Origin of the sequence: Flavobacterium sp. NRK F7, from assembly GCF_024054195.1 — a bacterium.
GTDB lineage: Bacteria > Bacteroidota > Bacteroidia > Flavobacteriales > Flavobacteriaceae > Flavobacterium.
On sequence record NZ_JAMXLB010000001.1, the window covers coordinates 408,495 to 421,465 of the forward strand.

The 12,971-nt window shown below is 33.9% G+C and carries 9 protein-coding genes; 2 read left to right on the forward strand and 7 right to left on the reverse strand.

The window, feature by feature from the left end; translation table 11 throughout:
• Positions 1–77 precede the first annotated feature (77 nt).
• Positions 78–2,210 carry a prolyl oligopeptidase family protein gene (locus tag NHF47_RS01665; RefSeq protein WP_252763290.1) on the forward strand — a complete coding sequence of 711 codons (2,133 nt, stop codon included), beginning with the start codon at positions 78–80 and terminating at the stop codon, positions 2,208–2,210.
• A gap of 63 nt (positions 2,211–2,273) precedes the next feature.
• Here NHF47_RS01665 and NHF47_RS01670 read toward each other — a convergent pair whose 3' ends face one another.
• From NHF47_RS01670 to NHF47_RS01700, 7 genes are all read right to left on the reverse strand, one after another.
• Positions 2,274–3,074: a TIGR00266 family protein gene (locus NHF47_RS01670; RefSeq protein ID WP_252763291.1), complete on the reverse strand. Its 801-nt coding sequence runs from the start codon at positions 3,072–3,074 to the stop codon at positions 2,274–2,276.
• 127 nt (positions 3,075–3,201) lie between these two features.
• On the reverse strand, positions 3,202–4,164 hold the full coding sequence (locus tag NHF47_RS01675) for a fasciclin domain-containing protein (RefSeq protein ID WP_252763292.1): 963 nt from the start codon (positions 4,162–4,164) through the stop codon (positions 3,202–3,204).
• Between the two features lie 24 nt (positions 4,165–4,188).
• The gene (locus tag NHF47_RS01680; protein WP_252763293.1) at positions 4,189–5,073 is read right to left on the reverse strand and encodes a hypothetical protein; all 885 of its coding nucleotides are present in this window, start codon (positions 5,071–5,073) and stop codon (positions 4,189–4,191) included.
• 161 nt (positions 5,074–5,234) lie between these two features.
• Complete coding sequence (mtgA, locus tag NHF47_RS01685) at positions 5,235–5,969, reverse strand: monofunctional biosynthetic peptidoglycan transglycosylase (RefSeq protein ID WP_252763294.1); 735 nt, start codon at positions 5,967–5,969, stop codon at positions 5,235–5,237.
• 3 nt (positions 5,970–5,972) lie between these two features.
• The gene (locus NHF47_RS01690; RefSeq protein ID WP_252766049.1) at positions 5,973–7,085 is read right to left on the reverse strand and encodes an FAD-binding oxidoreductase; all 1,113 of its coding nucleotides are present in this window, start codon (positions 7,083–7,085) and stop codon (positions 5,973–5,975) included.
• Positions 7,082–7,774: a DedA family protein gene (locus NHF47_RS01695; protein ID WP_252763295.1), complete on the reverse strand. Its 693-nt coding sequence runs from the start codon at positions 7,772–7,774 to the stop codon at positions 7,082–7,084. Before NHF47_RS01695 ends, NHF47_RS01690 begins: the two co-directional genes overlap by 4 nt.
• Position 7,775: 1 nt before the next feature.
• Entirely contained in the window at positions 7,776–9,038 is a 1,263-nt protein-coding gene (locus NHF47_RS01700; RefSeq protein ID WP_252763296.1) for a dicarboxylate/amino acid:cation symporter, read from the reverse strand.
• Positions 9,039–9,269: 231 nt separating this feature from the next.
• On the opposite strand from NHF47_RS01700, the gene NHF47_RS01705 reads away from it, so the two are divergent.
• Positions 9,270–12,935, forward strand: coding sequence for a reprolysin-like metallopeptidase (locus NHF47_RS01705; RefSeq protein WP_252763297.1), 3,666 nt, complete (start codon positions 9,270–9,272; stop codon positions 12,933–12,935).
• Positions 12,936–12,971: the final 36 nt, after the last annotated feature.

The window sequence follows — 12,971 nt, forward strand, 5'->3', positions numbered from 1 at the left end:
AATTAATAATTAGGTTTTCATTAACAATTGCATCCTTTTCAATTGTTTACTTTTGTGAAACAACTAAATCCTAACCAATGAAAAAAACAATCACTTTTCTTTGTGCAGTACTTACTATTGTCAGCTGCAAAAAAGAAGAAAAAAAAGAAATGAAAGAAATAGACATGAGTGTTACCTATCCTGTAACTAAAAAAGTAGACACTACCGACACTTATTTTGACGAACAAATTCAAGACCCTTACCGATGGTTAGAAGACGATCATAGCGAAGAAACCAAAGCATGGGTAAAAGCACAAAACGAAGTCACTTTTGGCTATTTAGAAAAAATTCCATTTCGAAATGCATTGAAAGAAAGAATGGAAAAACTATGGAATTACGAAAGAATTTCTGCTCCATTTAAAGAAGGAAAATACACGTATTTCTATAAAAATAATGGTTTGCAAAACCAATCTGTTCTATACAGAAAAGATGAAACTGGTAAAGAAGAAATTTTTTTGGATCCAAACACCTTTTCAAAAGACGGTACAACTTCTTTAGGAGGTATTAATTTCACTAAAGATGGAAGTTTAGCTGCTTATGCCATTTCTGAAGGAGGAAGTGATTGGAGAAAAGTAATTGTAGTAAATACAGATACTAAAGAAATTATTGGTGATACATTAGTAGATGTAAAATTCAGCAGTATGTCTTGGTATAAAAATGAAGGTTTTTATTATTCTAGTTATGACAAACCAAACGGCAGTGAGTTATCTGCAAAAACAGACCAACATAAATTGTATTTTCACAAACTGGGTACTTCTCAAAAACAAGATAAAATCATTTTTGGAGACAAAGCCAAAAGAAGATATGTTAGTGGTTATGTAACTGAAGATGAAAATTATTTAATTATTTCTGCTTCCACTTCCACCACTGGAAATGAATTATACTATAAAGACTTGAATTCAAATGGAGCCATCATCAATATAGTAGATAACTTTGAAACAAATAATGGTATCGTAGATAACGTTGGTACAAAATTTTATGTCCTTACAGATTATAATGCGCCTAATCAACGATTGGTTACGTTTGATATAAAAAAACCAAAACAAGAAAATTGGGTTGATTGTATTCCTGAAACGGAAAACGTATTGTCTATTTCTACAGGAGGAGGTTTCCTTTTTGCAGAATATATGAAAGATGCGGTTTCTAATATCAAACAATACGATTATGATGGAAAATTAGTTCGTGAAGTTGCTTTACCTGGTATTGGTTCTGCTGGTGGTTTTGGTGGAAAGAAAGAAGAAACCACTTTATATTATTCGTTTACCAATTATACAACACCAGGAACCATTTATTCGTATAATCCAAAAACTGGAAAATCTGAAATATATCAAAAACCTAAAGTAGATTTTAATTCGGATGATTACGAGTCGAAACAAATTTTTTATACTTCAAAAGATGGCACTAAAGTACCGATGATTATTACCTACAAGAAAGGGTTGGAACTGAATGGAAAAAACCCAACGATGTTGTATGGTTATGGTGGGTTCAATATTAGTTTAACACCAAGTTTTAGTGTTGCAAATGCCGTTTGGTTAGAAAATGGTGGAATTTATGCTGTACCTAATTTAAGAGGTGGTGGTGAATATGGAAAAAAATGGCATGATGCTGGTACACAAATGCAAAAGCAAAATGTTTTTGACGATTTCATAGCTGCTGCTGAATATTTAATTAAAGAAAAATACACTTCTACAGATTATTTAGCTATTTCTGGACGTTCCAATGGTGGTCTATTAGTAGGTGCAACCATGACACAAAGACCAGATTTAATGAAAGTAGCTTTCCCAGGAGTAGGCGTTTTAGACATGCTTCGTTATCATACTTTTACAGCAGGAGCAGGTTGGTCATATGATTATGGAACCAGCGAACAAAGTAAAGAAATGTATGCTTATTTAAAAGGCTATTCTCCTGTTCATAATGTTAAAGCAGGTACACAATATCCAGCAACATTAGTAACAACTGGAGATCATGACGACCGCGTTGTTCCTGCACACAGTTTTAAATTTGCAGCAGAATTACAAGAAAAACAAACCGGACCAAATCCAACCTTAATTCGTATAGATGTCAATGCTGGACACGGTGCTGGAAAATCTACTCAAGCAATCATTCAAGAATATGTAGATATTCAAGCTTTTGCGCTTTATAATATGGGTATAAGAGATTTGGAAAAATAAAAAAATTATAGCTCATAAAAAAACCTGCTTGTTGAGCAGGTTTTTTTATTTATAATAATAGCACTAAAAACTATTATCACCATCTAACATTCTTCCTAAGCCCCCTAATAAACTCCCTTCTCCTTTATCTTTTCCTCCCATTTGTGGTGCTGCTTGAATTACCCTGTCTGCTAATCTACTAAACGGCAACGATTGAATATAAGCTACTCCAGGGCCTCTTAAGGTGGCAAAAAATACTCCTTCACCTCCAAAAATAGTGTTTTTTATTCCTCCTACGAATTCGATATCATATTGTATATCTTTGGTAAACCCAACAATACAACCTGTGTCTACTTTTAAAACTTCCCCTGCTTGCAATTCTTTTCTTGCTAATGTTCCGCCTGCATGAACAAATGCCATACCATCTCCTTCTAATTTTTGCATGATAAATCCTTCTCCCCCAAACAAACCTCTACCCAGTTTTCTGGAAAAATCAATACCCACAGAAACTCCTTTGGCTGCACATAAAAAAGCATCTTTTTGACAAACAAATTTACCTCCATATTTCAGTAAATCTATAGGTACAATTTTACCAGGATAAGGAGAAGCAAAAGAAACTTTCTTTTTACCATATTCAACGTTTTGGTAAGCAGTCATAAACAAACTTTCACCTGTTAAAACTCTCTTTCCAGCAGACAAAAGTTTTCCAAAAATACCCCCTTCTTGTTTACTTCCATCTCCAAAAATGGTTTCCATCTTAATACCATTTTCCATCATCATAAAACTTCCTGCCTCAGCTACAACGACTTCTTGAGGATCGAGTTCTATTTCTACATACTGCATTTCTTCACCAAAGATTTGGTAATCTATTTCATGTGCTTGCATAATTTATTTGTTTTGGATTATGGTAATTAGTCGAAAAATCCGTTGATTTGTTACGAATCAATTTGACATAAAAAAAGATCTCTGTAATAACAAAGATCTTTTCCTCAAAAAAAGTAATAATATGTATTTATGGCAGTAAAACCGTATCTATAACATGTACCACACCATTAGAACACAAAATATCTGGAATTACCATGTTTGCAGGAGTTGTGTTGCTATTTCCTAAAACAGTGAATACCCCATTTTGAAAAGGACTATAGGTTAACGTATTGCCTCCAGCTGTTGTAGCTGTTGTACTAGTTTGTTCACAGGTAAATGTTCCTCCATCTGCAATAGCATGATTTAACAATACTTGTTGTAAAAATGACGGATCAGCATTTGCCACATCTTCAACAGTTGCAAAACCTGCAGCTTTAAAAGCAGCATCTGTTGGTGCAAAAATAGTAAAGCGATTATTTTCATCTGCTAAAACCGGAGCCAAACCTGAAGTTACAACCGCTTGAACTAAAAACGTAAGTTCTGGTGACGTAAATACTTTTGCATCTTTCATTAATAAAGCAGATTCCACTATATTTACACCTGTTGCTAACATTACTTTATCGATGGCATGAACGGTACCATTACTAGCAGGAACATTTGTAATTATAATTTTCGAACCATTAATATACAAATCTCCTTCTCTCATTACAAAACGTCTATCTACACCTAAAGCAGATGTTGATGTACCGCCATCCATTATTTGATTGGCTAATAAATTTCCGTTAGAAACATGATATAATAAGGTGTTTGTTAAAAAACTATTTTGTAAAACACCTAAACTACCTCCATCTACTAATCCTAGTCTAGCAAATGCATCGTTAGTAGGAGCAAAAACAGTATAATCTCCAGAAGGATCATTTGGATTTGGATTACTTAAAACCACAGCCACTCCACCTTGAATAGCAGCTGCTTCTAAGGTACTAAAAGCATCGTTGGTAACTGCAATTGAAGCAATTGAAGGCGCTTCATCTTTGTAATCATTATCACAAGAAGCAAAAGTTGAAAGTAACATTAAGGCAAATAAGGCACTTTTTATATTTATATTTTTCATTTTATTAATTTTTAGAATTAGTTATTAAAATTTGTATACTAAGGAACCGTAAACACCCGTTGCTTTTCCAATATTTCTTCCAGCTAACAACGTACTTATTCCAGTAGCTACTCCAAATTCTTGGTAAACTGGAACATACACGTTTGCTCCAATTTTAGTATAACTTACTCTTGTTGCTGGAAAGAAGCCTTCAAACCCTTCTCCTAAAATATCCACACCACTTGTAGAAAATTGATTCGCTAAATACGCGTCTCCATAAAATTTTGAAACGGCATACCCTAACTTAAGTTCGGATATATAAGAGTTTGGTACCTCATTAGTGGCAAAATTTCCACCAAATTGTCCTGTAGCAAAAAATCCTGAGTCCATTTTGAACATTGCTAAACCAATGGCACTTACAGTAGTACTTCTGTTTCCAATTGCAATGATAGATTGTAATCCTTCATTTTCTTCATAACCTCCTAGGGGTGTTTTTACTCCTACAGCAGCTGTTAAACGTAAAGAAGTTGCGCCGTAATCAAAATAAAAGGGGTTATATTTCACAAAAACAGAAACATCTTGTACCCCGCTTCTTTTGTTTTCATAATCTAAATTATTCAACACTTCTTCAGAAGCATTTCCTTTTGAAGTAATATAAGGTAAAGAGAAAACTACATCAAGTTGATCTGTTACTCCATAAGTAGCATACAAAGAAGCGCTTGTAATTTGCACTTCATTAAAGATTGGCACTCCGTCTGCTAAATTTGGCACTAAATAAACCTGATCATATTTCTCTGAATTATATGAAAGAGAAATATTTCCTTTCCCTTTACCTTGCATGAATCCACTAATTGGACTTTGTGAATAAGCTGAATTCACATATCCCAATGTTGTTACAGCTAAAATGAATAGTAATTGTTTTTTAATCATAATATCTAATTGTTTCAGTTTTACACTTTTCTACACTTACGTAGAAAAGTTACGCTTGGTTTTAAAAAAGTTAAATTAATTTTAAAAAACATCTTTCTAGCCCGAATTTAGGCACAAAAAAGCCGAAAATAAATTTTCGGCTTTTCTATTTTTAATGCTTTTTAATATTCTAATTTGGTGTAACCAATATATTTCGAAATAGTTGCTTTTCTTCTGTTCATGTAATTAGTAGAACGAACTGGATTGTATTTTCTAGGATTGGGTAATATTGCTGCAATACCAGCCGCTTCATATTTAGATAAACTTTTTGCTTGTTTGTGATACCAATATTTGGAAGCAGCTTCTGCGCCATAAACACCATCGCCCATTTCAATACTATTCAGATACACTTCCATGATTCGCTTTTTACTCCAACATAATTCAATTAGAAAAGTGAAATAAGCCTCAAAGCCTTTTCTGATATAACTTCTACCTGGCCAAAGAAAAACATTTTTTGCAGTTTGCTGCGAAATAGTACTCCCTCCTCTAATTTTTTTACCTTTTTGGTTTTTTTCAAAAGCTTTTTGCATGGCTGAAAAGTCAAAACCATTATGTTCAAAAAACTTACCATCTTCACTTGAAATAACTGCTTTTTGCAAGTTAGTAGATATATTATCTATAGACACCCAATGGTGGGAGTAACTCATTTCTTTTCCATCTGCTTTTTGTTCTAAAGCTCTGATTACCATTAATGGCGTAAAAGGGACTGGCACAAATTTGTAAAGTAAAACAAAAAAAACACTAATAATATTAAACCACATAACGGTTTTCCAAACGATACGAAATAATTTTTGACCCAAAGTACGTTTTTTGGCCGTTTTCGTATTTTTCTTTTTAGGAGTAGTTTTTTTTGCCATACGCTATACTAATTCTGCTAATTCTTTACCAACTAAGCTACCTATTGCTACACCCATCCCTCCTAATCGAACCCCGCAATATACATTGTTAGAAAGTTGTTTTACAATAGGTTTTTTTTGTTTCCCAACACCCATAATACCACTCCATCGATGTTCAATTTCATGTGGAGTATTTGGCAAAATTACAGTTTTTAATAATAGCTCCAACTGGTCTTGAATAATTTTTGTTTGCGTGAGTTCTGTAGTAGTTTCACCTTTAAAATCGAGGTTTCTTCCTCCTCCAAAAAGCACTCTATTCCCAATGTTTCTAAAGTAATAATAGCCCTCGTCTAAATGAAAAGTCCCTTTTATATGCAAACTTTCAATAGGTTTCGTAATCAACACTTGTGCTCTGGCTGGTTGTAATTCATTATTCGTTAATTGAGCAGCAAATCCATTCGTTGCGAAAAGCAATTTTTGAGTGATAAATGAGATTCCATTGGTAACTACTTCCACCTTATCATTCAAATCATTAAAAGAAGTTACCAGTTGTTGATTAAGGATTAAAATATCATTAGCAACTGCTTGTTTTAGTAACGCTTGCATCATATTTCCAGTATCTATTTGCCCTTCAAAAGGATTAAAAATAAGAGATTGGAAAATCGAATTAAAATGGAAGTGGTCCTCGCTTTTTTGAAATACATCGCTTTTAAATAGAGGTCTTAAAAGTTTATTTACGAATGGAATTTGGTCAAAACACTCTTCATATAAAAGTTTGTTCGTTTTTAAGAACAATTCATAACCTCCATATCTTTGGAAATCTAAAGTAGCATCTCCCAATCTATTTCTCAACAATTCTAGCCCTGTAACTCTTTTATGAATTAATTGAACTACTTCCTCTTCATTATGATTTTTTAAGTCATGAATTATTTCAGAAATGCTCCCAAAACAAGCAAATCCAGCATTTTTTGTACTAGCTCCTTGAGGTAAAATTCCTTTTTCTAAAACTAAAATTTTGGCTTTGGGAAATTTTTCTCTTAAAGTTAACGCACAATGCAAACCTACAATTCCACTACCAACAATAGTGTACTCAACATTGGTAAACCAATTTTTTAATTCCCAATAACTAAACATTATGCAGTAGAATTAGTATTCGTATTTTTGGCTTTAATTGCTTTCATTACTAATGGAAAAGTAGTTACTCCAATTAAAATAAGAATAATTTTTTCAATATGTTTTTTCAGATCAATATCAAATTCATTTAAAAACATCCCGTATAAATAATGTCCCGCAAAAACTAAGAAAAAAGACCACATTAAAGAACTCAACACATTGTAAAACATGAACTTGGTTTTCTTCATATGAACAATTCCAGCAATTATAGGCACAAAAGTTCTAACGATAGGTAAAAAACGCGCATAAATTATAGCTTTTCCTCCATGCTTTTGAAAAAACTCCTGCGATTGAAGTAAATACTTTTTCTTAAAAAAGAAGCTATCTTCCTTCTTATATAAAAATTGTCCACTTCTAGCACCAAACCAGTAGCCAAACATATTGCCTAAAGTAGCAGCTGTTGCAATTAAAAGAGAAAGAATTGTAACATTTGAAAAATCGCTAGGAATATAAAAAAAGGTTTGCACTAATTCTCTAGAATAAATTCCAGATAGAAAAAGCAAACTATCTCCAGGCAGAAAAAAACCTGCAAACAAACCAGTTTCAGCAAAAACAATGAACAAAACCATGTAAATTCCAATTGGAATTCCACCCACTTCCATGGTGATGTAAAATTCAGGATTAAAAAGTTTTGTCCAATGAAAATTTTCCATTTTATGTTAATTTATCTACCGATTTTGCTACAACCATGGATACAGCCGCATCTCCAGTTACATTAACGGTGGTTCTACACATATCGAGCGGTCTATCAATCGCAAAAATCAAGGCCAAACCTGCTTCAGGAATACCTGCTTGCGCTAACACGATTACTAACATTACCATTCCCGCTCCAGGAACTGCCGCACTACCTATAGATGCTAATGTTGCGGTTGCAATAATTCCTAATTGAACACCAAAACTCAAATCCATACCAAAAGCTTGTGCAATAAATACTGCAGCTACTGCTTGATATAAGCTTGTTCCATCCATATTAATGGTTGCACCTATTGGCAACACAAAACTGGCCACTTCATCATCTACACCTAAATTATCCACCACACGTTCCATAGTAACCGGCAGTGTCGCTGCAGAAGAGCTTGTAGAGAAAGCTAATAATTGTGCGGGAGAAATACCATTTAAAAAATAACTAGGTGTTCGTTTCGTAAATACATATACGATTAATAAGTAAACCCCTATCATGATAATTAAACCGAACACCACACATAAACCATAGATTCCTAAGGCTTGAAACAAATCTATACTTGGAGATTCAGCGACTAAAGCAGCTAATAATGCAAACACACCAAAAGGTGCCGCAAGCATTATGATATCTATCATTTTTAGAATTACCTCATTAAAACCATCAAAAAAAGCTTTGACAGGCGCACCTACTTCTTGAGGCACTAAAATTAGGGCAATACCAAAAAACAAAGCAAAAAAGATGACTTGTAGCATGTTTCCATTATCAGCTGAAGCACCAATAATATTACTAGGCACTATATCTTCTAATGCTTGTAAAGGACCCGCTTCTTTTTGTTTTTCAGCCGAAGCAATTTTTGAATTCGCATCATTGGCATATCCGTCTACTAATTCTTGTCGAGTTTGTTCAGACAAATAACTACCTGGTTTCACGATATTAACAATTACTAATCCAATTGAAACAGCAAAAACAGTAGTAAGTAAATACAAACCAATAGTTCTTCCGCCCATCTTTGAAAGTTTAGAAATATCTTTCAAATCGGAAACTCCTTTAATTAGAGAAGCTAAAATTAGTGGAACAGCAATTAATTTTAAAAGGTTTATAAAAATAGTACCGAAAGGTTTAATCCAATCTAATATAATTTGTTTACCCCAATCAAATTGAATTAAAACAATTGCAAATACTACTCCTAAAATCATCCCTAATAAAATTTGCCAATGCAATGCTAATTTCTTCATTTTTAATATCTGTTTTAAAGAATGTGAAAATACATATATTTTTTCAAAAAAAAGGAATTTCATAATTATTTAGAAATATGAAAAACCCACTAAACATAAGTATTTTATTAATAAAAATAAATTATTGATAATTTTTGTATTAATATTTAAGTTTTTTTATAGCTAAAATGTAATTTTATTCCATATATATTATATATATTTGGCGTGCTAAAAACAAAACAAAAACAAATTATGAAACAAAAATTCCTTTTAATTGCCTTTCTGGCAATTACAAGTCTTTCTTTTGGGCAAAAGGGAGATTCTTTTTGGGTCACCACACAAAAAAAAGCTAACGCTGAAGTGGTTGCTAACAAAACAATGATTCAAAATCCAAGACTTTTTTCACTGGATTTTCAAAAAATGAAGCAAAAACTGAAGGCTACACCAGATAAAAACTCAAGAGCTTCAGAGTCAACAGTTGTGTTGTCATTTCCAAACTCAAATGGCAAATTAGAAAGCTATCAAATTATTGAGTTTTCAAACATGGATGAAGAATTGGCAGCAAGATATCCAGAAATCAAATCTTATGTGGGTCAAGGAATAGATAATCCAAGCTCTACTATCTATTTTAGTATTTCTCCACTTGGATTTCAAGCTATGATGCTTCACGCAGATAGAGCTGCTGAATTTATTGAGCCATATACTAGTGATTTAACTGCGTACACAGTTTACAAAAAAACAGATAAAAAAGCAGCTTTCTCTAAATTTGAATGTAGTGTTATTGACGAAGTAAGTCACAAAATGTCTCCTGACAACGGTGATGCTTTGCGTCCAAACGCAGATGATTCAAAATTAAGAACTTTCCGTTTAGCGATGTCGGTAACAGGTGAATATACTGCTTATTTTGGAGGAACAAAAGCAAATGCATTAGCAGCGATTAACAACACTATGACGCGCGTTAATGGTGTTTTTGAAAAAGATTTTGGTGTAAAATTAGTTTTAATATCTAATACAGATGCCGTAATTTACACAAGTGCTTCTTCAGATCCTTATTCCCCATCTAGTCAAATGAGTAGCTGGAATTCTCAATTACAATCTACTTTATCATCGGTAATTGGTGAATCAAATTATGACGTTGGTCACTTATTTGGTGCATCAGGTGGCGGCGGAAATGCAGGTTGTATTGGATGTGTTTGTGTGAACAATCAAAAAGGAAGCGGATACACTTCTCCAGCTGACGGAATTCCATCAGGTGATAACTTTGATATTGACTATGTAGCACACGAATTAGGACATCAATTTGGTGCAAACCATACTTTTTCTATGAGTAATGAAGGAACAGGAGCAAACATGGAGCCAGGTTCTGGGTCAACAATTATGGGTTACGCAGGTATTACAAGTCAAGATATTCAACCACACTCAGATGCTTATTTTCATGCAGTGAGTATCCAACAAGTTACGAACAACATTAAGAACAAAACCTGTCCAACTGTAACTAATACCGGAAATTCAGTACCAACTGCTAATGCAGGTTTAGATTACACGATTCCAAAAGGAACTCCTTTTATGTTAACGGGTTCTGGAACAGATGCAAACGGAGATGCACTAACATTTTGCTGGGAACAATTTGACAATGCCTCTTCTTCTCAAACAGGAGCAAGTTCAGCTGCAAGTGCAACCAAAACTTCTGGACCAACATTCAGATCCTATACACCAACAACGTCACCTGTTCGTTACTTTCCTCAAATGTCTAGAGTATTAGCAGGAGCTACAACAACTTCCGGCTCAGAAATTACTGTAGAAGCGATACCAACTGTTGCAAGAACAATGAACTTTAGATTTACAGTTCGCGATAACAGAGCAGGTGGAAGTGCAAATAATAGTGATGATATGATAGTAACTGTTAATGGTACTGCTGGTCCATTCAGTGTTTCTTCACCTAATACAGCCGTTTCTTATGTTGGAAATTCCTCTCAAACCATTACTTGGAATGTAGCTGGAACAACTTCAAATGGTGTAAACTGTGCGAATGTAGATATTCTAATTTCAACAAATGGTGGTTCAACTTGGTCTACTTTATTAGCTTCAACACCTAATGATGGTTCTCAAGCGGTGACTATTCCAAATACACCTTCTTCTCAATGTAGAATTATGGTAAAAGGAACCAATCACATTTTCTTTGATGTTTCGAATACTAATTTTACAATTACAGCTGGATCTGGCAATGATACAACTGCACCATCTACTCCAACTAATTTAACAGCTTCAGGAACAACTCAAACCACAACTAATTTATCTTGGACTGCTTCAACTGACAACGTAGGAGTAACAGGATATAATGTATACCAAGGAGGAACTCAAATTGGTACTGCTTCTGGAACAACCTATAACGTAACTGGTTTAACTCCTGCAACTACTTACAGTTTCACAGTTAGAGCAAAAGATGCTGCTGGAAATTTATCTTCTAATAGTAATACTGTAAACGTTACAACTTTAACTGGAACTACAGATCCAACTTACTGTTCAAGTAAAGGAAATACTGTATCTGATGAATATATTGGAAGAGTACAGTTGAACACAATCAACAATGCTTCAACTGGTAATAACGGATATACGGATTTTACAAGTATCTCTACTAGTTTAACTAAAGGTTCTGCTTATACAATTACGGTAACTCCAACTTGGACTGGAACAGTATATAGTGAAGGGTATGCGGCTTGGATTGATTATAACAAAGATGGAGATTTTGATGATGCAGGTGAATTAGTTTGGAGTAAAGCTTCAAGTACAACTTCACCAGCTACTGGAAGCTTTACAGTTTCTTCAACTGCTGCAACTGGAGCAACACGAATGAGAATTTCTATGAAGTATAACGGTGTTCCAACAGCTTGTGAAACTTTCTCTTATGGAGAAGTAGAAGACTATACTGTAAATCTTGTTGCAGGATCGTCAGATACAACTGCACCATCTGCACCGACATTATCCGCATCAGGAACCACTCAAACAACTACAAATTTATCTTGGACAGCTTCAACGGATAACGTAGGAGTTACTGGATACGATGTATTTAGAGGTACTACTTTAATTGGTAGCACAACTACAGCAAGAACATTTGCGGTAAGTGGATTAACTCCTTCAACAACATATAGCTTCTCAGTAAAAGCAAAAGATGCTGCTGGTAATGTATCCGCTTCTAGTAATGTTGTAAATGTTACTACTTTAGCAAACACAGTAACATATTGTGGTTCTCAAGGAAACAATACCAGTGATGAAAGAATTGCTCGTGTTGTATATGGTAGCATTAACAATGCTTCTACAGGAACAGCTGGTTACGAAGACTTTACATCTCTATCTACTAATGTAACTAGAGGAACGTCTCAAACCATTACTATCACTCCTTTATGGACTGGAACAATTTACAACGAAGGATATGCAGTATGGATTGACTTCAATCAAGACGGTGATTTTACAGATTCTGGTGAGTTAGTATATTCAAGAGCAGCTTCTAAAACAACACCTATAAGTGGCACTATTTCTATTCCTTCAAGCGCTAGCTTAGGAGCAACTAGAATGAGAGTTTCAATGAAGTATAACGGTATACCGTCAACTTGTGAAACATTTACTTACGGACAAGTTGAAGATTATACTGTAAACATCACTTCATCTGGTAAAGAAGAGAATACATTTGTAACTCAACCAGAGATTACATTATACCCTAACCCAACTTCATCATTATTAAATGTAACATCAGTTAGTGATAAAGCCACTTTTAGAGTATATAGTTTAGTTGGACAAAATGTATTAAACGGTAGAATTACTAACCAATCTATTGATGTAACTTCATTACCTGCTGGGAATTATATTATAGAAATTTTAGACAGCGAAACAACTACAAGCAAACGCTTTATCAAACAATAATTTTAAAATATCTATTTACAGAAAAGACCTTCAAAT